Origin of the sequence: Priestia sp. TRN 1309, from assembly GCF_050846875.1 — a bacterium.
GTDB lineage: Bacteria > Bacillota > Bacilli > Bacillales > Bacillaceae_H > Priestia > Priestia zanthoxyli.
Genome location: NZ_JBOZGM010000001.1, coordinates 65040 through 87840 on the forward strand (window position 1 = coordinate 65040; position 22801 = coordinate 87840).

General features: G+C 40.6%; 20 protein-coding genes. 19 read left to right on the top strand and 1 reads right to left on the bottom strand.

What is annotated here, in order from left to right; genetic code table 11:
- The first annotated feature begins 44 nt into the window (after positions 1-44).
- From ACRPLQ_RS00365 to ACRPLQ_RS00445, 17 genes are all read left to right on the top strand, one after another.
- A complete protein-coding gene (locus ACRPLQ_RS00365; protein WP_154973106.1) occupies positions 45-2114 on the top strand; it encodes a sigma-54 interaction domain-containing protein in 2070 nt (689 codons plus the stop codon).
- A 238-nt stretch (positions 2115-2352) separates the two neighbouring features.
- Positions 2353-3264, top strand: coding sequence for a phosphate butyryltransferase (gene yqiS, locus ACRPLQ_RS00370; protein WP_028411582.1), 912 nt, complete (start codon positions 2353-2355; stop codon positions 3262-3264).
- Between the two features lie 12 nt (positions 3265-3276).
- Entirely contained in the window at positions 3277-4380 is a 1104-nt protein-coding gene (bcd, locus tag ACRPLQ_RS00375; protein ID WP_013059125.1) for a branched-chain amino acid dehydrogenase, read from the top strand.
- A 96-nt stretch (positions 4381-4476) separates the two neighbouring features.
- On the top strand, positions 4477-5556 hold the full coding sequence (gene buk / locus ACRPLQ_RS00380; protein ID WP_372492011.1) for a butyrate kinase: 1080 nt from the start codon (positions 4477-4479) through the stop codon (positions 5554-5556).
- A 28-nt stretch (positions 5557-5584) separates the two neighbouring features.
- A complete protein-coding gene (gene lpdA / locus ACRPLQ_RS00385; RefSeq protein WP_028411580.1) occupies positions 5585-7006 on the top strand; it encodes a dihydrolipoyl dehydrogenase in 1422 nt (473 codons plus the stop codon).
- Between the two features lie 20 nt (positions 7007-7026).
- Positions 7027-8019, top strand: coding sequence for a thiamine pyrophosphate-dependent dehydrogenase E1 component subunit alpha (locus tag ACRPLQ_RS00390; protein WP_013084976.1), 993 nt, complete (start codon positions 7027-7029; stop codon positions 8017-8019).
- A 12-nt stretch (positions 8020-8031) separates the two neighbouring features.
- Positions 8032-9015 carry an alpha-ketoacid dehydrogenase subunit beta gene (locus ACRPLQ_RS00395; RefSeq protein ID WP_013084975.1) on the top strand — a complete coding sequence of 328 codons (984 nt, stop codon included), beginning with the start codon at positions 8032-8034 and terminating at the stop codon, positions 9013-9015.
- A 15-nt stretch (positions 9016-9030) separates the two neighbouring features.
- Positions 9031-10290, top strand: coding sequence for a dihydrolipoamide acetyltransferase family protein (locus ACRPLQ_RS00400; protein ID WP_033579716.1), 1260 nt, complete (start codon positions 9031-9033; stop codon positions 10288-10290).
- Positions 10291-10447: 157 nt separating this feature from the next.
- Positions 10448-12484, top strand: a complete 2037-nt coding sequence (locus tag ACRPLQ_RS00405) for a methylmalonyl-CoA mutase family protein (RefSeq protein WP_099000487.1) — start codon at positions 10448-10450, stop codon at positions 12482-12484.
- Positions 12477-14627 carry a methylmalonyl-CoA mutase gene (gene scpA, locus ACRPLQ_RS00410; RefSeq protein WP_165635153.1) on the top strand — a complete coding sequence of 717 codons (2151 nt, stop codon included), beginning with the start codon at positions 12477-12479 and terminating at the stop codon, positions 14625-14627. Before ACRPLQ_RS00405 ends, scpA begins: the two co-directional genes overlap by 8 nt.
- Positions 14628-14643: 16 nt before the next feature.
- Entirely contained in the window at positions 14644-15639 is a 996-nt protein-coding gene (meaB, locus tag ACRPLQ_RS00415; RefSeq protein ID WP_033579718.1) for a methylmalonyl Co-A mutase-associated GTPase MeaB, read from the top strand.
- Positions 15640-15832: 193 nt separating this feature from the next.
- Positions 15833-16270: a BrxA/BrxB family bacilliredoxin gene (locus tag ACRPLQ_RS00420; protein WP_028411575.1), complete on the top strand. Its 438-nt coding sequence runs from the start codon at positions 15833-15835 to the stop codon at positions 16268-16270.
- A gap of 281 nt (positions 16271-16551) precedes the next feature.
- Positions 16552-17355 (top strand): transporter substrate-binding domain-containing protein, encoded by an 804-nt coding sequence (locus ACRPLQ_RS00425; RefSeq protein ID WP_026106695.1) that lies wholly within the window; start codon positions 16552-16554, stop codon positions 17353-17355.
- Positions 17356-17386: 31 nt separating this feature from the next.
- Entirely contained in the window at positions 17387-18046 is a 660-nt protein-coding gene (locus ACRPLQ_RS00430; RefSeq protein ID WP_013059114.1) for an amino acid ABC transporter permease, read from the top strand.
- Positions 18039-18761 (top strand): amino acid ABC transporter ATP-binding protein, encoded by a 723-nt coding sequence (locus tag ACRPLQ_RS00435; protein WP_028411574.1) that lies wholly within the window; start codon positions 18039-18041, stop codon positions 18759-18761. The genes ACRPLQ_RS00430 and ACRPLQ_RS00435 overlap by 8 nt, the downstream gene beginning before the upstream one ends.
- A gap of 160 nt (positions 18762-18921) precedes the next feature.
- Positions 18922-19872 (top strand): aromatic acid exporter family protein, encoded by a 951-nt coding sequence (locus ACRPLQ_RS00440; RefSeq protein ID WP_013059112.1) that lies wholly within the window; start codon positions 18922-18924, stop codon positions 19870-19872.
- Positions 19873-19970: 98 nt separating this feature from the next.
- Positions 19971-20495: a L,D-transpeptidase gene (locus tag ACRPLQ_RS00445; protein WP_014458269.1), complete on the top strand. Its 525-nt coding sequence runs from the start codon at positions 19971-19973 to the stop codon at positions 20493-20495.
- Positions 20496-20570: 75 nt separating this feature from the next.
- On the opposite strand, the gene prli42 is transcribed toward ACRPLQ_RS00445, so the two are convergent.
- On the bottom strand, positions 20571-20666 hold the full coding sequence (gene prli42 / locus ACRPLQ_RS00450) for a stressosome-associated protein Prli42 (RefSeq protein ID WP_149917156.1): 96 nt from the start codon (positions 20664-20666) through the stop codon (positions 20571-20573).
- A 149-nt stretch (positions 20667-20815) separates the two neighbouring features.
- Here prli42 and mce point away from each other — a divergent pair, with 149 nt between their 5' ends.
- Both mce and ACRPLQ_RS00460 read left to right on the top strand, forming a co-directional pair.
- Positions 20816-21241, top strand: a complete 426-nt coding sequence (gene mce, locus ACRPLQ_RS00455) for a methylmalonyl-CoA epimerase (protein ID WP_080754463.1) — start codon at positions 20816-20818, stop codon at positions 21239-21241.
- Positions 21234-22784: an acyl-CoA carboxylase subunit beta gene (locus tag ACRPLQ_RS00460; protein WP_033579719.1), complete on the top strand. Its 1551-nt coding sequence runs from the start codon at positions 21234-21236 to the stop codon at positions 22782-22784. The genes mce and ACRPLQ_RS00460 overlap by 8 nt, the downstream gene beginning before the upstream one ends.
- Positions 22785-22801 lie beyond the last annotated feature (17 nt).

The following is a 22801-nucleotide window of genomic DNA, read 5'->3' on the forward strand; positions in this document are numbered from 1 at the left end:
TTTGCACGGAATATGTACATATTAAGTAGAAAAGGTGAAAAAATATGCAAAAAGTGTTGATCGTTGGAGGAGGAAAAGGCGGATTAGCTATTCTGAAAATCTTGTTGGAAACAGAATTTATGAAAGTGATTGGTGTAGTAGACGTACGAGCTGACGCGCCGGCTGTTTTGCATGCGCAAGAACAAGATATTTCAACTGGAATGAATTGGGAGCCTTATATGACAAAGCAGCTCGATGTCATTGTTGAAACAACAGGTAAACAAGGTGTTTTTCAACAATTGCAGAGAAGCAAACCTGCTGATGCACTGGTAGTTCCGGGATTGGTTGCTGAAATTATGGCCAATCTGATGGAGGAAAAAGAAGAGTTAATTCAGCGGTTAAAGCAAGAATCGTATAAATATGATCTTATTTTTAACGCGGCTCATGATGCGATGGTCGTGATTGATAAGAATGGATATATTACGCTATTTAATCAAAGCGCCGAGCGTTTGACGAACTTTTCACACAGAGATGTAATTGGTAAGCATCTTCATGAAGTTATTCCAAATAGTAAACTTGTTGATGTTCTTCATACAAAAACGATTGATCAAAATAGTGAATTTGTGTTAGATAGCGGACGGAAGGTCATTACGACTAGAATACCAATACTCGACGAGAATAGAGAGCTGTTTGGTGCCTTTTCGATTTTTAAAGATATTACGGACGTTGTCGGATTGGCAGAAGAAGTTACGAACTTAAAAGAAGTACAAACTATGCTTCAAGCTATTATTCAATCTTCTGAAGAAGCTATTTCGGTTGTCGATGAAGAAGGAAGAGGGATTTTAATTAATCCTGCTTATACGAGAATTACGGGTTTAAAAAAGACGGATATTATTGGTCAGCCCGCGACTGCCGATATCTCTGAAGGAGACAGTATGCACATGAAGGTGCTGCAAACAAGACGTCCTGTTCGAGGTGTAAGAATGAGGCTTGGTCCGAGTAAAAGAGACGTAGTTGTGAATGTTGCCCCCGTTATTGTCGATGGAAAATTAAAAGGCAGCGTTGGAGTTATTCATGATATGTCTGAAATTCAAGAGCTTACAAATGAACTCAAAAGAGCGCGTCAAATTATCCGAACGCTTGAAGCGAAATATTCATTTGCTGATATCATTGGTCAGTCTGAAGAATTTCAGTTAGCAATTGAGCAGGCTAGACTTGCTGCTAAAACACCAGCTACTGTTTTGCTTAGAGGTGAATCTGGGACGGGTAAGGAGCTGTTTGCACATGCGATTCATAATGCGAGCAGCCGAAAGTTTAATAAATTTGTTCGGATCAACTGTGCTGCACTTTCTGAGTCTTTGCTTGAAAGTGAACTTTTTGGGTATGAAGAAGGAGCTTTTTCCGGGGCAAAACGAGGCGGAAAACGAGGTGTTTTTGAAGAAGCCAATAACGGTAGCATCTTTTTGGATGAAATCGGGGAGCTTTCAGCTCATATGCAGGCTAAGCTGCTTCGAGTGCTTCAAGAAAAAGAGCTTATTCGCGTTGGAGGCACGACCCCTATTCCGGTGAATGTTCGCGTGATTGCAGCTACGAATGTGAATTTAGAAAAAGGAATGGCTGATGGAAGCATCAGACAGGACTTGTATTATCGGCTAAACAAAATTCCGATTCACATACCTCCTCTTCGGAAGAGAAAAGAGGATATTGGAGCGCTTGTTACACACTTAATTACAAAAATTAATCAAGATTACGGCCGACATGTTGAAGGGGTAACAGAGCGGGCCTTACAATCATTGAGATCATACGACTGGCCAGGAAACGTCAGAGAGCTTGAAAACATATTAGGAAGAGCTATTATTTATATGCACTATACGGAAACAATGATTGATTCTGTTCATCTCCCTTCACTTGAAGGCAAGGGCAAAAAAGAAAAAAATCAGGCGAATGAAGAGGTAGTATTCGAAGGGAAGACTTTAGCGCACATGATGGAAAATTATGAAGCTGAACTTATTCAAAAAGTGCTGATTGCAAACAAGTATAACCGAACGAAAACAGCAAAACAGCTCAATATTTCCCTGCGTTCTCTGTATTATAAGTTGGAAAAATACAATCTTGCAAATAACAGCATGCAATAAAATGCATGGTGTGCAAGTTATTGCATATAAATAGAGAGGTATTCTTTTTTTCTGTTTGTCGTTAGAATCAATAAAAAAATTTTTTTGTGCGTAGAAACGGATATAAGCAGCTATATTATGTAATATATGCAGAGTGTGGCACAAATCTTGCATATATTTTAAGTGACTGCATAAACGCGCAGTATGCTCCTTAAAAAGGGGCAAAAGAAAGAATGAAAAAGGAGAGGTCGAACATTCCATGACTCTTGCTACCATCTTATCTCGGGTTGCTAAGCAGTCTTCTTTGACTGTTGCTGTTGCTGCAGCTGAAGACTTAGAAACAATTGAGGCAGTGTATGAAGCTGTGTCAAGGGAAGTTTCTGAATTTATTTTGTTTGGCAACGAAACAACAATTAATGAATTATTCAGGCAGTACCGCCCATCCTTACTCACTCATAAGGCTGTGACGGTCGTACATACGGAGTCCGTTTTAGAAGCGGCTCAATTGGCTGTGCGTTCAGTTCAGCAAGGTCAAGCTCATATCGTAATGAAAGGGAATTTATCCACATCGCTTATTTTAAAAGCTGTGTTAAATAAAGAGCATGGTTTGCGTACGGGAAATGTTTTATCACACGTAGCTGTGTTTGATGTTCCTCACTATGACCGCCCTATTCTTGTAACAGATGCAGCTATGAATATTACGCCATCTCTGGAAGAGAAAGTTCAAATCATTCAAAACGCGGTGAACGTTGCTCACTCGATTGGGATAGAGGTGCCAAAGGTAGCTCCTGTTGCAGCGGTTGAAGTTGTGAACCCTTTGATGCCTGCCACAGTAGAGGCTGCACTTCTTACACAGATGAACCGCAGAGGACAAATTAAAGGCTGCGTTATTGATGGACCTTTAGCACTCGACAATGCCATTAACATAGAAGCAGCCAAGCAAAAAGGCATTCAAAGTGAAGTTGCCGGTCAAGCAGATATATTACTCGTTCCAGCAATTGAAACAGGGAACGTCTTATATAAATCCCTTATTTATTTTGCTAAAGCAAAAGTTGGAGCTATTCTAGCGGGGGCAAAAGCTCCGGTCGTCTTAACATCCAGAGCAGATTCATCAGAAAGTAAATTATACTCACTGGCGCTTGCTATCAGCGTCGCTCAACAGAATTCTTAGGAGGCACTAACAATGAAAATTTTTGACTATATGGAAACATACGATTATGAGCAGTTATTATTTTGCCAAGATAAAGATTCAGGCTTAAAAGCCATTATTGCGATTCATGATACAACAATTGGACCAGCTCTAGGCGGTACGAGAATGTGGACATATGAATCAGAAGAGGCTGCAATTGAAGATGCGCTTCGTTTATCACGCGGAATGACTTATAAAAATGCAGCAGCAGGCTTGAATTTAGGAGGAGGAAAAACGGTTATTATCGGAGATCCTCGCAAAGACAAAAATGAAGCGATGTTCCGTGCATTTGGCCGCTTTATTCAAGGGTTAAATGGTCGATATATTACAGCAGAAGATGTGGGCACAACGGTAGAGGATATGGATATTGTATATGAGGAAACGGATTATGTAACGGGTGTATCTCCTGCCTTCGGTTCATCAGGCAATCCATCACCAGTCACAGCCTACGGCGTATACCGAGGAATTAAAGCAGCAGCAAAAGAAGCATTTGGAACAGATATGCTTGAAGGAAAAGTAGTAGCTGTCCAAGGTGTAGGAAACGTAGCATATAATTTATGCCGCCACCTTCACGAAGAAGGGGCAAAACTTATTGTAACGGATATTAATAAAGAAGCTGTTCAGCGTGCGGTAGAAGAATTTGGTGCGCAAGCAGTAGACCCAAATGATATTTATGGTGTAGAATGTGATATCTATGCTCCTTGTGCACTCGGAGCAACGATTAACGATGAAACGATCCCTCAAATAAAAGCAAAAGTTATTGCAGGGGCAGCTAATAATCAATTGAAAGAAACGCGTCATGGTGATTTAATTCATGAATTAGGCATTGTATATGCACCGGACTATGTTATTAATGCAGGAGGCGTTATTAACGTAGCTGATGAGCTAGTTGGATATAACCGTGAGCGTGCGCTGAAAAAAGTTGAAGGTATTTATGATAATATTGAAAAGGTAGTTGAAATCTCAAAGCGAGATGGCATTCCAACCTACCTAGCAGCAGATCGCTTAGCTGAAGAAAGAATTGAAAAGCTGCGTCGTTCACGCAGTCAATTTTTACAAAATGGACAGCATATTTTAAGTAGACGTCATACGCGCTAATGTTTGAGCTGAAGGCTAGGCAAAAGGAATAAATGAAATCCTTTCGACCTAGCCTTCGTTTATGAGAATGATAAGGTAGGAGGACATGTGTTGGATATGCACGAATATCGAATGCTGATAATAAATCCGGGTTCAACGTCCACAAAAATTGGCGTGTTTCACAACGATAAACCAATTTTTGATCGAACAATCCGCTACGATTCACAGCAAATGAATCAGTTTGAGACGATATATGCACAGTATGAGTTCCGTAAAAACTCGATTTTAGAGGCACTTGATGAAGAAGGGATTAATTTATCTAAATTAAGTGCAGTATGTGGAAGAGGAGGGCTTTTACGCCCGATTGAAGGCGGCACATACGAAGTAAATCAAGCCATGCTCAAAGATTTAAAAGACGGTTATGCCGGCCATCATGCTTCAAATTTAGGCGGGATTTTAGCGTTTGAGATTGCGTCTGGATTAAATATTCCAGCATACATTGTTGATCCAGTGGTGGTAGATGAGCTAAGTGACATCGCTCGTATCTCAGGAACTCCTTTTATGGAAAGGAAAAGCATCTTTCATGCGCTGAATCAAAAATCGGTGGCTCGAAAAGTGGCCAAAGAAATGAATAGCACATACGAACAAATGAACGTTATTGTTACCCATATGGGCGGGGGCATTACAGTTGGAGTTCACAAGTGCGGAAAAGTAATTGATGTGAACAATGGCCTGCACGGCGACGGTCCTTTTAGTCCAGAGCGCGCTGGCGGTGTACCGGTTGGTGAATTAGTTCGTCTTTGCTTTTCAGGTCAGTATTACCGCGAGGAGATTATGAAAATGCTTGTAGGAAAAGGCGGACTTGTCGGTTATTTGGGCACATCTGACGTGCAGAAAGTCGAAGCGCTAGTGAAAAATGGAAACGAAAAAGCTAAGCTTATCTACGAAGCAATGGCTTATCAAATTTCGAAGGAAATTGGAGCTGCCAGTACGGTATTGCATGGAAAAGTAGATGCCATTATTCTAACGGGAGGCATTGCTTATTCAAAAGCGTTTGTTGAGCTGATTATTAATCATGTAAAGTGGATTGCAGATGTCATTGTTTATCCTGGAGAAAATGAGCTTCAAGCGCTAGCTGAAGGGGCTCTCCGAGTGCTTACAGGTGAAGAAGAAGTAAAGGAATATAAAGGCGCTTAATAGCGTTTGCAGAAAGGTGTGAAGCAGTGTGGCAAAAGAATATGATTTGGTCATTCTCGGCGGTGGAACCGGAGGGTACGTAGCAGCTATTCGTGCCTCTCAGTTAGGTCTATCGGTAGCGGTTGTGGAAAAAAATAAGTTAGGCGGCACATGCCTGCACGCAGGGTGTATCCCAAGCAAAGCTTTACTAAGAAGTGCAGAAGTCTATCAAACGGCTAAGAAAAGCAGTGAATTTGGCGTAGAAACGTCCAATGTACTATTGAACTATGCTCGTGTACAAGAACGAAAGTCAGAAATTGTTTCACAGTTACATAATGGTGTCAAACAGCTAATGAAAAAAGGTAAAATTGACGTATATGAAGGAATTGGACGTATTTTAGGACCTTCTATTTTTTCTCCTATGCCAGGAACCATCTCCGTTGAATTAAAAAGCGGTGAAGAAAACGAAATGCTTATTCCAAAGAATGTAATTGTCGCAACAGGGTCTCGTCCTAGAACATTACCTGGTTTAACAATCGATGGAGAGAAAGTAATCACTTCAGATGAAGCATTAAAGATGGAAACACTTCCTGCTTCTATTATTATTGTGGGAGGCGGCGTCATTGGAATTGAATGGGCGTCAATGCTCACAGATTTTGATGTTGATGTAACGGTTGTTGAATACAGCGATCGAATTTTACCAACAGAAGATCAAGATATCTCTCGTGAAATGACGAAGCTTTTAAAAGCAAAAGGAGTTACCATTATTACTTCTGCTAAAGTAATGGCTGATACACTGTCTGTTGGTGGTCAGGTGAAAATTTCTGCTCAAGTAGGAGACGATATGCAAGAATATGAAGCAGAAAAGCTGCTTGTATCTGTAGGGCGTCAAGCGAATGTCGAAGGAATTGGTCTCGAGAATACCGATATTGTAGTAGAAAACGGTGTGATTGCCACAAATGATTTTTATCAAACGAAAGAATCTCATATCTACGCAATTGGAGATGTGATTGGCGGACTGCAGCTTGCACATGTAGCTTCTCACGAAGGAATCGTAGCTGTTGAGCATTTACACGGTGACAAGCCTTTGAAGATTGATTACACAACAATTTCTAAATGCGTATACAGCAGCCCGGAGGCAGCAAGTGTAGGATTAACAGAACAAGAAGCAAAACAGCAAGGATTTCAGCTGAAGGTTGGAAAGTTTCCGTTTAAGGCCGTTGGAAAAGCTCTTGTATATGGAGAGGCAGAGGGATTTGTTAAAATTATTGCCGATGCCGACACAAATGATGTTCTTGGTGTGCATATGATTGGACCTCACGTGACGGATATGATTTCTGAAGCGGGTCTTGCAAAGGTATTGGATGCTACACCATGGGAAATTGCTCATACCATTCATCCTCATCCTAGCCTTTCAGAAGCGATGGGAGAAGCTTCATTAGCTGTAGATGGAAAAGCGATTCATTTTTGATGATTAAAGGAGGTTTAAACATGACAAAAAACCGTCATGAATCATTAGGATTAACTGATGAACAAGTACTTGAAATGTACCGCACTATGCTGCTTGCACGAAAAATTGATGAGCGTATGTGGCTATTAAACCGTGCAGGGAAGGTGCCTTTTGTTATTTCATGTCAAGGTCAAGAAGCCGCTCAAGTTGGCGCAGCTTTTGCCTTAAACAGAGAGAATGATTACATATTACCTTATTACCGCGATCTGGGTGTTGTGCTGGCATTTGGAATGACTGCGCGCGATTTAATGCTTTCTGGGTTTGCTAAAGCAGAAGATCCAAACTCAGGAGGTCGTCAAATGCCAGGTCACTTTGGCCATAAGGAAAAGCGAATTGTAACAGGATCTTCTCCCGTTACAACACAGGTGCCTCATGCAGTAGGAATCGCTTTAGCAGGACGATTGGAGAAAAAAGACTTAGTCACGTTTGTTACGTTTGGAGAAGGATCTTCTAACCAAGGAGACTTCCACGAAGGCGCGAACTTTGCAGGTGTTCATAAGCTTCCTGTTATCTTTATGTGTGAAAATAACAAGTATGCGATTTCTGTTCCGGTTGAAAAGCAGCTAGGGTGCGCAAAAGTATCTGATCGTGCGATTGGATATGGTATGCCAGGCTACACAATTGATGGAAACGATGTCCTTGAAGTATATCGAGTGGTAAAAGAAGCAAGAGATCGTGCATCCAGAGGAGAAGGGCCTACTCTTATTGAAACTGTTTCAGAGCGTTTGACTGCCCATTCAAGTGATGACGATGATCGTGCATATCGCGGCGCAGAAGAATTGTCTGAAGCTAAAAAGAGTGATCCGCTTGCGTACTTTGCGACTTATTTAAAAGAGGTTAACGTGTTAACCGATGAACGAGAAAAACAAATGCTTGATGATATTATGAACATCGTTAATGATGCAACAGATTATGCTGAAAACGCTCCTTATGCAGAAGCGGAATCGGCTTTAAAATACGTGTACGGTGAGTAAGGAGGAGAACATATGCCGGTTATTTCATATATTGATGCAGTAACAATGGCCATTCGTGAAGAAATGGAAAGAGATTCCCGCGTGTTTGTATTAGGAGAAGACGTAGGAAAAAAAGGCGGCGTATTTAAAGCAACCAACGGACTGTACGAACAGTTCGGGGAAGAAAGAGTTATTGACACACCTCTTGCAGAGTCTGCTATTGCAGGCGTAGGAATCGGAGCGGCAATGTACGGCATGCGTCCGATTGCGGAAATGCAATTTGCTGATTTTATTATGCCTGCAGTCAATCAAATCGTGTCAGAAGCAGCGAAAATTCGCTATCGTTCTAATAATGATTGGAGTTGTCCAATTACAATTCGAGCTCCGTACGGCGGTGGAGTTCACGGTGCTCTTTATCATTCTCAATCTGTTGAAGCACTGTTTGCCAATACGCCAGGGTTAAAGATTGTGATGCCTTCTACGCCTTATGACGTAAAAGGATTATTAAAAGCAGCTATTCGTGATGATGATCCAGTTCTTTTCTTTGAGCATAAGCGTGCGTACCGTTTGATTAAAGGAGAAGTCCCTGAAGATGATTATGTACTTCCGATTGGCAAAGCAGATGTAAAGAGAGAAGGAGACGACATCACGGTTATTACATATGGTCTTTGTGTACACTTTGCTCTTCAAGCTGCTGAAAAGCTAGAAGCAGACGGTATTTCAGCACACATCTTAGATTTAAGAACGGTCTATCCACTTGATAAAGAAGCTATTATAGAAGCAGCATCTAAAACAGGTAAGGTCCTGCTTTTAACGGAAGACAACAAAGAAGGCAGCATTATGAGCGAAGTAGCAGCTATTATTGCTGAACACTGCTTATTTGATTTAGATGCGCCAATTCAGCGTCTTGCTGGCCCCGATGTTCCAGCTATGCCGTATGCACCAACAATGGAAAAATATTTTATGGTGAATCCAGATAAAGTAGAAAAAGCAATGAGAGAATTAGCTCAATTTTAAAAGGAGTTGTATCAATTGGCTATTGAAAAAATTACGATGCCGCAGCTCGGTGAAAGTGTAACAGAGGGTACAATTAGCAAATGGCTCGTTTCTGTTGGAGATCACGTAAATAAGTACGACCCGTTAGCTGAAGTCATGACGGATAAAGTAAATGCTGAAGTGCCTTCTTCTTTTAGTGGAACAATTAAAGAGTTAATTGCAGGTGAAGATGATACTTTACCCGTGGGAGAAGTGATTTGTTTAATTGAAGTAGAAGGAACTGTACCTCAAAAAGAACAGAAAACGTCTGATAAGACTGTAGAAGAATCAGCGCCAAAAACAGCGGACAGTCAATCCAATAAAAGCCGATACTCTCCAGCTGTTATGCGTCTGTCACAAGAACATAATATTAATTTAGATACCGTGACAGGAACAGGAGCGGGCGGCCGCATTACGAGAAAAGATATTTTAGCTGTTATCGAAAAAGGCGGAGCTGCTGAAGTGAAAGAAACACCTGCATCAACAGTTCAGCCAGAAGCACCCGTAGCGGCAGCTGCTCCAAAAACGAAGCAACCCGCGCCGGTTGTGTCTGCAGCCGGAGATCAAGAAATCCCTGTTTCAGGCGTGCGTAAAGCTATTGCAGCAAATATGCTTCGCAGTAAACACGAAATTCCGCATGCATGGACAATGGTTGAAGTTGATGTAACGAACTTAGTTTCTTATCGTGATGCATTAAAGACGGAGTTCAAACAAAAAGAAGGTTTTAACTTAACTTATTTTGCGTTCTTCGTAAAAGCAGTGGCTCAGGCTTTAAAAGAATTCCCTCAAATGAATTCAATGTGGGCAGGAGACCGTATTGTTCAGAAAAAAGATATTAATGTATCTATTGCTGTTGCAACAGACGATGCTTTATTTGTGCCGGTTATTAAACAAGCCGATGAAAAGACAATCAAAGGCATTGCGCGTGAAATTACAGAGCTTGCGCAAAAAGTTCGTACGGGTTCATTGAAGTCTGAAGACATGCAGGGCGGAACGTTTACTGTTAACAACACAGGCTCATTTGGTTCCGTGCAATCAATGGGGATTATTAATTACCCGCAAGCGGCTATTTTACAAGTAGAATCTATTGTAAAACGTCCGGTTATTATTGATAACATGATTGCTGTTCGAGATATGGTTAACTTATGTTTATCACTTGATCACCGCGTGTTGGACGGCTTGGTGTGCGGCAGGTTCTTGGCAAGAGTTAAAGAGATTTTAGAATCTACGTCTAAAGAGAATACGTCCGTCTATTAAAAAAAGCAAATGGAGCTTTCTCCATTTGCTTTTTTATTTTGAAGCAATGATTGAACAATTTGTAAAAGATGTATTAAAATAAAAGAAGAATCATCAAACTTCAAAGTGTAATCATCTAGTTCTAGCAGGCAGCTATTAACTGTAAAGGGGCATGGAAATGAAAACAAATACATTATCATTTCATGAATTTACACGTACACCTAAAGAAGATTGGGCACAGGAAGTTAGCAAAAACACCGCGCTCCGCTCAAAAGAAACGTTAGAAAACATCTTTTTGAAACCGCTTTATTTTGAAAGTGATACGGCACATTTAGACTACTTGCAGCAGAGTCCGGCGGGAATAGATTGTTTAAGAGGAGCCGGTAAAGAATCATACATATTAGGGGAATGGGAAATCACCCAAAAAATCGACTTACCTTCTATTAAAGAAAGCAATAAACTTCTTTTACACAGTTTGAGAAATGGACAAAATACGGCCGCTTTTACGTGCAGTGAAGCAATGAGGCAAGGAAAAGACGTTGATGAAGCAACTGAAGCTGAAGTAGCCTCAGGCGCTACAATTTCTACTTTAGAGGATGTTGCTCATTTGTTTCAGCATGTAGCTCTTGAAGCTGTGCCTTTATTTTTAAATACGGGATGTACATCCGTTCCACTTCTTTCGTTTCTAAAAGCATACTGTGTTGATCATAACTTTGATATGAGACAGCTAACAGGTACGGTTGGAATGGATCCGCTCGGCACTCTTGCTGAATACGGGAGAGTTCCACTTTCTACTCGAGATTTATACGATCATTTAGCTTACGCAACGCGTTTGGCTCATAGTAATGTTCCAGAGCTCAAAACGATCATTGTATCAAGCATTCCTTACCATAACAGCGGTGCAAACGCTGTTCAAGAACTAGCTTATATGCTTGCTACAGGAGTGCAGTATATTGATGAATGCATGAAACGCGGTCTGTCCTTACATCAAGTTTTACCTCACATGACCTTTTCTTTTTCAGTTAGCTCACATTTATTTATGGAAATATCAAAACTTCGTGCTTTTCGCATGCTTTGGGCAAATGTAGTTCGTGCTTTTGATGACACGGCCGTTTCAGTGCCGTTTATTCATACGGAAACGTCACGTCTTACACAGTCTAAAGAAGATATGTATACAAATGCATTAAGGAGCACGGTTCAAGCGTTTGCTTCTATTGTAGGAGGAGCGGATAGTCTGCATATTGAACCATATGATTCCGTTACATCCTCATCTTCTCAGTTCGCTCATCGCCTTTCCCGTAATACTCACTTAATTTTGCAGCACGAAACACATATATCAAAAGTAATGGATCCTGCCGGAGGCTCTTGGTACGTTGAAGCTTACACACATGAATTAATGACAAAAGCTTGGGAGTTATTTGGCAACATTGAAGACCACGGCGGAATGGAAGAAGCTTTAAAACAAGGGCGAATTCAAGATGAAGTTGAACAAATGAGAGTAAAAAGACAAGGAGATATAGAGTGCCGAATTGAGCGCTTGATCGGAGTCACACACTATGCTCCTAAGCAACACGCTGCATCTGAAGAGATAAAAAGCACTCTGTCTAAAAAAGAAGAAAGAAAAATGAATAAATACAGTGACCAGAACACTTCGGAATTTTCATCAAATCTTTCGCTAGAGGACTATACAAAGCTAGCATCTAAAGGGGTAACAGCAGGGTGGATGCTAAAACAAATGGCGAAGCAGTCACAGCCAGACAGTGTTGTGCCGCTCACTAAGTGGAGAGCAGCAGAGAAGTTTGAAAAAATACGGGTTTATACAAAGGGAATGAGCATTGGCATTATGGAGCTCGCCGATCCTAGCAGCCATAAAAAAGCTGAGATTGCCCGGTCTTTATTTGAAAGCGCAGGCTTTGCGTGTGAAACAATTAAAAACATAGATTCCTACGTCGAGATAGCAGATTGGATGAATGAACAAAAGCACGAAGCATATGTAATCTGTGGAAGTGATGAACTCGTGGAAAAGCTCTTAACAAAAGCGATGACTTATTTTGAGGAAGATTCCGTTTATGTGTACGTAGTAGGGGAAGAACACGTATCACGCAAAACGCAGTGGCAGCAAAAAGGTGTAATGAGCGTCATACATCCTAAGACAAATGTTATTCAATGCGTTAAGAAGTTATTATGTGCTTTGGAGGTAGAAGTTCATGTATAAAAAGCCTTCTTTTTCTAATATTCCATTATCATTTTCAAAGCAGCAAAGGGAAGAGGACGTGGCTCAAAGTTCATTCACTGCTTTTCAAACAAATGAACAAATTGAATTAAAATCATTATATACAAAAACAGACAGAGATGACCTCGACTTTATTCACTTTGCACCTGGTATTCCACCGTTTGTGAGAGGACCGTATGCAACGATGTATGTGAATCGGCCTTGGACGATTAGACAGTATGCAGGATACTCAACGGCGGAGGAAAGCAATGCCTTTTACCGCCGAAACCTAGCTGCTGGACAGAAAGGGCTGTCTGTTGCTTTTGACCTCGCTACCCACCGCGGCTATGACTCTGATCATCCAAGAGTTGTTGGAGATGTAGGGAAAGCAGGAGTGGCAATTGATTCAATGATTGATATGAAGCAGCTGTTTGAAGGGATTCCGCTTGATCAAATGTCCGTGTCGATGACGATGAACGGGGCGGTTCTTCCTATTTTAGCTTTCTACATCGTAACAGCTGAAGAACAAGGAGTAAAAAAAGAAAAGCTGGCTGGAACGATTCAAAACGATATTTTAAAAGAATATATGGTGCGCAATACGTATATTTATCCTCCTGAAATGTCCATGCGAATCATTGCGGATATTTTTAAATATACAGCGGAGCATATGCCGAAATTTAACAGTATTAGTATATCAGGCTATCATATGCAAGAAGCAGGCGCTCCAGCAGACTTAGAGCTTGCTTATACGCTTGCAGATGGACTTGAATATGTACGAACCGGCTTGAAAGCAGGAATTTCAATTGACGCGTTTGCACCGAGACTATCCTTTTTCTGGGCAATTGGAATGAACTACTTTATGGAAGTAGCGAAAATGAGAGCGGGGAGGCTGCTGTGGGCAAAACTCATGAAACAGTTTGAGCCGGACAACCCTAAATCACTCGCTCTTAGAACGCATTCTCAAACGTCCGGATGGAGCTTAACCGAGCAGGATCCATTTAATAATGTTATTAGAACATGCGTCGAAGCTCTGGCTGCAGTGTCAGGACATACGCAATCGCTTCATACAAACGCACTGGATGAAGCGATTGCTCTTCCGACTGATTTTTCAGCTAGAATTGCTCGAAATACGCAGCTTTATTTGCAAAATGAAACGGAGATTTGTTCCGTCATTGACCCTTGGGGAGGCTCTTATTATGTGGAATCATTAACGAATGAATTAATGATAAAAGCGTGGAAGCACCTTGAAGAAATAGAGCAGCTCGGCGGAATGACAAAAGCAATAGAAGCAGGCGTACCTAAAATGAAGATAGAAGAAGCTGCTGCGCGCAGACAAGCAAGAATAGACTCGCAGGTAGAAATTATTGTAGGTGTGAATCAGTTTCAGCCGGAGCAAGAAGAACCGCTTGATATTCTTGATATTGATAACACAGCAGTTCGAATGAAGCAGCTGGAAAAGCTAAAGAAAATACGCAGTGAACGTAACGAACAAGCGGTACTCGAAGCGCTTAATCGACTGACCACTTGTGCCAAAACAGGCGAAGGGAATCTCCTTGCTTTTGCGGTTGAAGCTGCAAGAGCTAGAGCTACACTAGGTGAAATTTCAGAAGCCATTGAGAAAGTGGCTGGAAGACATCAGGCTACTTCTAAGTCAGTCAGCGGGGTATACAGTGCGGAGTTTGCGCATCGAGATCAAATCGAAGAAGTTCGAAAGCTCACGGCTGAATTTTTAGAGGAAGAAGGAAGACGCCCAAGGATTTTAGTGGCGAAAATGGGGCAAGACGGTCATGACAGAGGATCAAAAGTGATTTCAACAGCCTTTGCTGACCTTGGATTTGATGTGGATATTGGCCCTTTATTTCAAACGCCTGAAGAGACAGCAAGACAAGCTGTAGAAAACGACGTACATGTGATTGGGATAAGCTCTTTGGCAGCCGGGCATAAAACGTTACTGCCGCAGCTTGTTGATGAGTTAAAGAAATTAGAGCGCGACGATATCGTTGTTATTGTCGGAGGCGTTATTCCTAAACAAGACTACTCATTTCTTTTAGAGCACGGCGCTTCTGCAATCTTTGGACCTGGAACAGTAATCCCAAAAGCGGCCGTTTCCGTCTTACATGAAATAAAGAAACGGTTAGAAGAATAGTTGGTGAAGACAATTGGTGAAATTAAAAACGGTACAAGATTATAAACAAGGGCTGCTTGAAGGGAAAAGAACAGCGTTAGCTCAAGCCATTACTTTAATTGAAAGTAAAGCGCCGAAGCATAAAGCAATAGCACAACAGCTGATTAAAGAAATCTATCCCCATACGGGGCATTCAGTGCGCATTGGTTTTACTGGCGTACCAGGAGCAGGAAAAAGTACGCTGATTGACAAATTTGGATCGTATCTATGCAAAAATGGCCATTCCGTTGCAGTTTTAGCAGTCGATCCAAGCAGTACCTTGTCTGGAGGAAGTATTTTAGGAGATAAAACCAGAATGGAGCTGCTTGCCAAACAAGAGAACGCTTTTGTCCGTCCTTCACCTTCTCAAGGAACGCTTGGAGGTGTTCATCTTAAAACGAGAGAAGCCATTTTTCTTTGTGAAGCGGCTGGGTATAACATCATATTTGTCGAAACGATGGGTGTTGGCCAAGGTGAAATGATTGTAAAAGAGATGGTAGACTTCTTTGTTTTGCTTGCTTTAACCGGAGCAGGAGATGATTTGCAAGGAATTAAAAAAGGGCTGCTTGAATGGGTTAATTTAATTTGTGTAAATAAAGCAGACGGGGATAACCGGCTAAAAGCAGAAGTGACTGCAAAAGAATACAAAAGTGTCATCGGTTTTCTTCACGGTCATTCCGGAGGGTGGAAACCACAGGTCATCACAACTTCTGCTTATGAAGAAGCGTCGTTTCAACATTTATGGCAGATAATTTGTGACTATAAGGAATGGATGAATAAAAAAGATCTGTTTTATGCAGTAAGACAAAAGCAAATGAAGGCATGGTTACAAGCAAGTGTTAATGAATATTTACAAGAATCATTTTATGAACATCCTTTAGTTAAGCAAACATTAGGGGATGTTGAAAAACAAATGATGACCGGAGATGCCACAATGGCTGAAGCTCTCCAACACTTGATTAAAATCTATCAGCAGGCGATGAAAGAAATGTAAAAAAGGATCCTGCATTTTATGCGGATCCTTCTACACTAGGGAGTTAAGAGTATGGTTTTCTAGCTGTAAAAACAGTATCACCATTTCTTTTCTTGTTTAATCTTGATTACCAAGAAAAAATGAGTCAAAGCAATCGCCTTTTTAGTTTTCGTTTGCTATGATAAAGGATAGATAGCAAAAGGGAGGTATGAAAATGAATATCGATTTTAACTTGTTTATGAACGACGTTGTTCGTCAGGCCCGTAAAGAAATTACAGCTGCTGGTTATACAGAATTAACGACGGCTGAAGCGGTAGATGAAACGTTTAAACAGCCTGGCACAACGCTTGTAATGGTGAATTCAGTTTGCGGTTGTGCAGGAGGTATTGCAAGACCTGCTGCAGCGCACGCTGTACATTATGATAAACGTCCAACAAACTTGGTTACAGTATTTGCTGGGCAAGATAAAGAAGCAACTGCGCGTGCACGCGAATACTTTGAAGGTTATCCGCCTTCATCTCCATCTTTCGCTTTATTAAAAGACGGAAAAATTATCACAATGGTAGAGCGTCACGAAATTGAAGGCCATGAGCCAATGTCAGTTGTGATGAAGCTGCAAGAAGCGTTCGAACAGAACTGTGAAGAAGTGTAAGAGAGAAGCCGTTTTGAACGGCTTCTTTTTTTATGCATTTTTTTATCCGTCTGTATGCAGGCTTTCTAATGAGTGGAAAATGTTGAGAAAAGGTATTTTCAAATAGTGAAACTTATATTTAAAAAAGATATTGCATATTTATAATGTTGTGTTAAAATACATTTATATGAATATATATTTAAATTTCGACATTTACTTGCAATAGTAAAAAACTTATTTCATAATATTATTAATTTTTAAAAAATAATGTAAGGAATAAACTAGGGGGAACGAAGATGAAATTGAAAAAGTGGTTATCGGTAACGGCAATTGGTCTCTTAACAGCAGGCGTTTTAGCTGCATGCGGAGCAGGAGAAGGAACGTCTAATGGCGGAGCAAGCAGCGACGACAAAGATAAAAAAGTACTTGTAATGGGAACATCAGCAGATTACCCACCATTTGAATATATTGATACGGCAAAAGGTGATAGTGAAGCAATCGGATTTGACGTAGATTTAGCAAAAACAATCGGTAAAAAGTTAGGCTATGACGTGCAGGTAAAGGATATGGAATTTGGCGGATTAATTCCAGCTTTACAATCTAACAAAGTCGATTTAGTTTTAGCCGGTATGACGCCAACTGAAAAGCGTAAAAAGAACGTGGACTTCTCAGACGTATACTATGAAGCAAAAAACATGATTGTATCGAAGAAAGATGCGCCAATTAAAAACGCAGAAGAACTAAAAGGAAAAACAGTCGGTGTACAAACTTCTTCTATTCAAGCAGACGAAGCAAAAGAAATTGCAAAAGAAGTTGACGGAGTAAATGTAACAACGCGTGACCGTATTCCAGAACTAATTCAAGAAATGAAATCAAATCGTATCGATGCAGCGATTATTGAAGATACAGTAGCTAAAGGGTATGTGAACAAAGACAAAAGCTTGCAAATGTCTGATACAGGACGTCCCGATTCAAGTAAAGGATCAGCAATCGCATTTCCTAAAGACAGCAAGCTAACGAATGACTTTAACCGTGAATTAAAGAAAATGAAAGAAAACGGTGAATTGGATAAATTAATCGTTAAGTGGTTTGACGACCAAAAATAAGAATGATAGTTAGAGAGGAATGGAACTAGGCATGAATTTGGATTTTTCGCAAATCGTGCCTTCTATGCCTTATATTTTAAAAGGGATAGGGGTAACGATACAGATAGTCCTAGCTTCAGCAATTTTAGGGTTTGTGCTGGGAGTTATTTTATCTTTATGTAAAATCAGCCGCAATAAACCTCTTCAATGGTTTGCGGATGCATATACGTCCGTGTTTCGCGGAACACCGCTTGTACTGCAATTATTATTAATATACTTTGGATTACCTCAGCTGCTCGGGTTTGATATTGCCCCGTTTCCAGCGGCCGTTGCTGCGTTCGGGCTAAACTCTGCAGCATATATATCTGAAATTATTCGCGCTGGTATTTTAGCTGTTGATAAAGGACAGCGTGAAGCGGCATTAGCGTTAGGAATTCCTTATCGCCGCATGATGGGACAAATTATTTTGCCACAGGCACTTAAAAATATTTTACCTGCTTTGATGAATGAGTTCATTACATTAACAAAGGAATCAGCTATCGTTACAGTTATTGGAGCACTCGACATTATGCGACGTGCTTACATTGTAGGTGGAGAAAAATTCGCCTACCTTGAACCGTTAATTTTTGCAGGGTTGATTTATTATGTAATGGTAATGGGCTTAACGCTCCTTGGTAAAGCAGTCGAGAGGAGAATGAGAAAAGGTGATTAACGTTGAAAATTTACACAAATCATTTGGTAAGAATGACGTTTTAAAAGGTATTTCAACTACGATTAAGGAAAAAGAAGTCGTAGCTGTTATTGGCCCTTCTGGTTCTGGTAAATCTACTTTTTTACGCTGTATGAACCTGCTTGAAGAACCGACGAGCGGATTAGTTTCCATTAACGGTCAAGTGATTACAGATAAAAAAACAAACATTATGCGTGTGCGTGAAAATGTAGGAATGGTATTTCAGCATTTTCACTTGTTTCCACATATGACAGTGCTTGAAAATTTGACGTATGCTCCGATGACGGTAAAAGGCGTGTCAAGAGAAACGGCTGTTGCTAAAGGCAAAGAATTACTCCAAAAAGTTGGACTTGCTCAAAAAGCCAACGAGTTTCCAAGTCGCTTATCGGGCGGTCAAAAGCAGCGTGTAGCTATTGCAAGAGCATTGGCAATGGAGCCGAAAGTAATGCTGTTTGACGAACCAACATCAGCATTGGATCCAGAGATGGTAAAAGAAGTGCTAGATGTAATGAAGTCGCTAACAGAAACAGGAATGACGATGGTCATTGTAACGCATGAAATGGGATTTGCACGAGAAGTAGCGGATCGTGTGCTGTTTTTAGACGGCGGTGTGCTTGTTGAAGATGCGCCTCCGGCCGAATTTTTCTCAGCCCCTAAAAGCAAGCGTGCTAAAGATTTCTTAGAAAAGATTTTATAATAAAAAAAGTGCAGGAAGAGTACGATCTTTTCTGCACTTTTTTTATTGAAATTTATAAAGTACAGCAAGATTTAAGGTTGTGTTATTTTTCTATTCGTGTTAATAAAGAATAGAGTATTTTATCACACTAAAAAGAAACCAACATGTAGGAGTCTAGAAAATGAAATTTAAAATTGGGTACCGGACAATTAAAACGGCCGTCGGTACATCACTGGCTATTATTATAGCTCAGTTCTTTCACCTCGAGTTTTTTGTATCAGCTGGAATTATCACCATTTTGTGCATTCAAAATTCAAAGAAAAAATCGCTGCGAAGCGCAAGCGATCGTTTTATTGCTTGTTCTTTATCCATTCTGTTTTCGTTTATATTCTTTGAAGGGATTGCTTATCATCCACTTGTTATAGGACTGATGCTGCTTTTGTTTATCCCGGTTACGGTGATATTCAAAGTTAATGCAGGCATTGTTACAAGCTCCGTTATTTTGCTTCATATTTACTCCAAAGGCAATATGACGTGGGGAATCGTCTTTAATGAACTTGGCTTAATTGTAATTGGGATAGGGGTTGCCCTGCTTGTGAATTTATATATGCCAAGTTTAGATCAAGAGCTTCGCACGTATCAGCAAGAAATTGAAGAAAATTTCCGATCGATGTTAAAAGAAATTGCCCTGTATCTCAGAACCAATGACAGCAGCTGGGACGGTAAGGAAATTGCAGATACGGTAAAAATTTTAGAAAAAGCAAAAAGCCTTGCGTTTCGTGATGTAGAAAATCATTTTGTGCGTGGGGAAAATTATTATTACCGCTATTTTAAAATTCGTGAAAAACAGCTTGAAATTATTGAGCGTACGCTTCCTCTCATTACCGCTATTGATTTGGTGGTAGAACAGCGCTACATGATTGCCGATTTCATTGAAGAATTAAGTCTATCCATCCACCCCGGTAATACAGCAAAATTATTTTTAGCCAAACTTCAGCATTTACGAGAAGCGTTTGCAGAGATGCCGCTTCCCAAAACGCGGGAAGAGTTTGAAGCGCGTGCCGATTTACTGCACGTAGTCAAAGAAATTGAACAATATTTGGTTATTAAACAAACCTTAAAAATAAGTTAAACAGCATGCATGTTGTGTATCTTGCTTACGAACACTAAATAAGACAAGAGATGTCTCTCTTGTCTTTTACTTAGGACTAACGTAAGGTGGTGGATTACGTGCATGTGTTTGCTTTTATCCTTTTACTACTATCTCCGGTTTGGCCATTAGGAGAAAATCCGTTGCCAAATGATCCTTATATTATTATTAATAAACAAAGCAATGAGCTTGCTTACATTCAAAATAAAGAAATTAAACAAATTATTAAAGTAGCAACGGGGAAAACAGTTAATCTGACGCCCGAAGGGGAGTTCACGGTAACAGTAAAAGCTGTTAATCCTTATTATCGGAGAAGTAACATTGAAGGAGGCGCTCCTCAAAATCCTCTAGGTGTAAGGTGGATTGGGTTTGATGCAAGAGAGACTGACGGACGTATTTATGGCATTCACGGTACAAATCAGCCGGATTCCATCGGTAAATATGTATCGAATGGCTGTATTCGCGTAGAAAATCGTGAAGTAAGCCATTTATACGATCAAGTCCCGTTAGGTACAAAAGTATGGATTGTATCTACAGATCAATCTTTTGAAGAGTTAGCCGCTCAAAAAGGCATTGTGAATATACAGCAAAAGACTGGTGACTAGTCACCAGTCTTTTTTATATGTTTGCATTGCACAAAGAAACAGCAGTGCATCTATGTTTTTAGTCATCAGTCTCGATTAAAACCACATCGCAAGTCCCGCTAGAAGCGTAGATATTAACATGACAAGAAGCATTAAAAACACAATGGTTTTTTGGATTTTCTTATTAGACATACAACCAAAGTCCTCCTACACGTTTTTTTCTTATTTTACATGTCTTCCGCTGCTTAGACAAGCAACTTTCTGTACATACGCGAGCAGGAGATTTCTTTTGTTTTCAAGAATATGTGTAAATGAAAACGCTTTTTTAAAGAGGTGAGAAAGTGATAAAAGGAATTGATCACATAGGAGTAGCTGTAAAATCAATTGAAGGCAGCCTCCCTTTTTACGAAAAGGTATTAGGACTGTCTCTATTAAAAGTAGAAAAAGTAGAAGAACAAGGAGTAAAAGTGGCTTTTATTCAGTGCGGCAACGTAAAAATTGAATTATTAGAGCCGCTCTTTGAAGACAGTGCAGTCGGTGCGTTCATCAAAAAGAGAGGTGAAGGTCTTCACCATGTTGCTTTAGGTGTACGTACGATTGAAGAACGGATTAACGAGTTAAAAGAAAAAGGTGTACAAATGATTGACGATGTTCCGCGAAAAGGCGCAGGGGAAGCATCCATTGCTTTTTTGCATCCTAAGTCAGCAAACGGTGTTCTTTATGAGCTCTGTGAAAAAACACTAGAGGAGGAGAAGAAGCATGGTTGACATTTATGATAAATTAAATGAATTGTACGATAAGCGCCGGAAAATCGAGTTAGGCGGTGGAGACGAAAAAATTGAAAAACAGCACCATAAAGGGAAGCTAACGGCACGTGAACGAATCGAAATTCTTTTGGATGAACATACATTTGTCGAGTTAAATCCGTTTATTGAGCATCGGTGTGCTGACTTCAGTATGAATAATCAAGTAGGACCAGGAGACGGGGTAGTAACAGGCTACGGCAAGATAAACGGTCGCTCAGTCTATTTGTTTTCGCAAGATTTTACGGTATTTGGAGGCGCGTTAGGTGAGATGCATGCTAAAAAAATTGCGCACGTAATGGATTTAGCGGCTAAAACAGGCGTGCCGTTTATTGGTTTAAATGACTCAGGCGGGGCTCGTATTCAAGAGGGCGTCATGTCTCTTGATGGATACGGTCATATTTTTTATCGAAACGCCATTTATTCAGGTGTTATGCCTCAAATATCTGTTATTATGGGTCCTTGTGCAGGCGGAGCCGTGTACTCACCGGCGATTACGGACTTTGTTTTTATGGTAGAAGAAACAAGTCAAATGTTCATTACCGGACCAAAAGTAATTGAAACCGTAACGGGGGAAAGCATTTCCTCTGAAAATCTTGGAGGAGCAGCTGTTCATAACGAAATTAGCGGTAACGCCCATTTCAGAGGTTCAACAGAACAAGAGGTACTAGAACAAGTACGAACGCTCTTAAGCTATCTTCCGCAGTCTAGTCAAGAGCAGCCTCCTTTAGCTTCAGAGGCACAGAGTGATCATTACCGTCCGGATTTATTAGACGTTGTCCCGTTTGATGCCGTGCGTCCTTACGATGTGCGTCAAGTCATTCACCAAGTAGTGGACGAGCACTCCTTTTTTGAAGTGCAAAAAGACTTTGCCAGAAATATTGTCATTGGTTTTGCCCGCATAGATGGAAAAGTTGTCGGACTTGTGTGTAACCAGCCTAAAGTAATGGCAGGCAGTTTAGATATTAACTCCTCAGATAAAGCAGCAAGGTTTATTCGGTTTTGCGATTCATTTAATATCCCACTTATTACATTTGAAGATGTTACAGGTTTTTTCCCAGGTATCAAGCAGGAACATGGCGGAATTATACGACATGGTGCTAAAATTTTATATGCATACTCCGAAGCTACCGTTCCGAAAATCACGGTGATCTTGCGAAAGGCGTACGGAGGTGCGTATGTAGCTTTAAATAGTAAATCGATTGGAGCCGACCTTGTGTATTCGTGGCCGAATGCAGAAATTGCTGTTATGGGTCCTCAAGGTGCTGCAAATATTATCTTTGCAAACGACATTCGAGGTAGCGAAAACCCAGATGAAACAAGACACGAAAAAATTGAGCAGTATCGCGAGAAATTTGCTAATCCTTACGTAGCGGCAAGCGCTGGAATGGTCGATGATGTGATTGATCCTCGGGAAACACGAATAAAATTAATACAAGCGCTTGAAATGTTGCACAATAAAAAGGAAGAGCGTCCAGCAAAGAAACATGGTAACATACCATTGTAGGTTATTTTTGGAGGGAT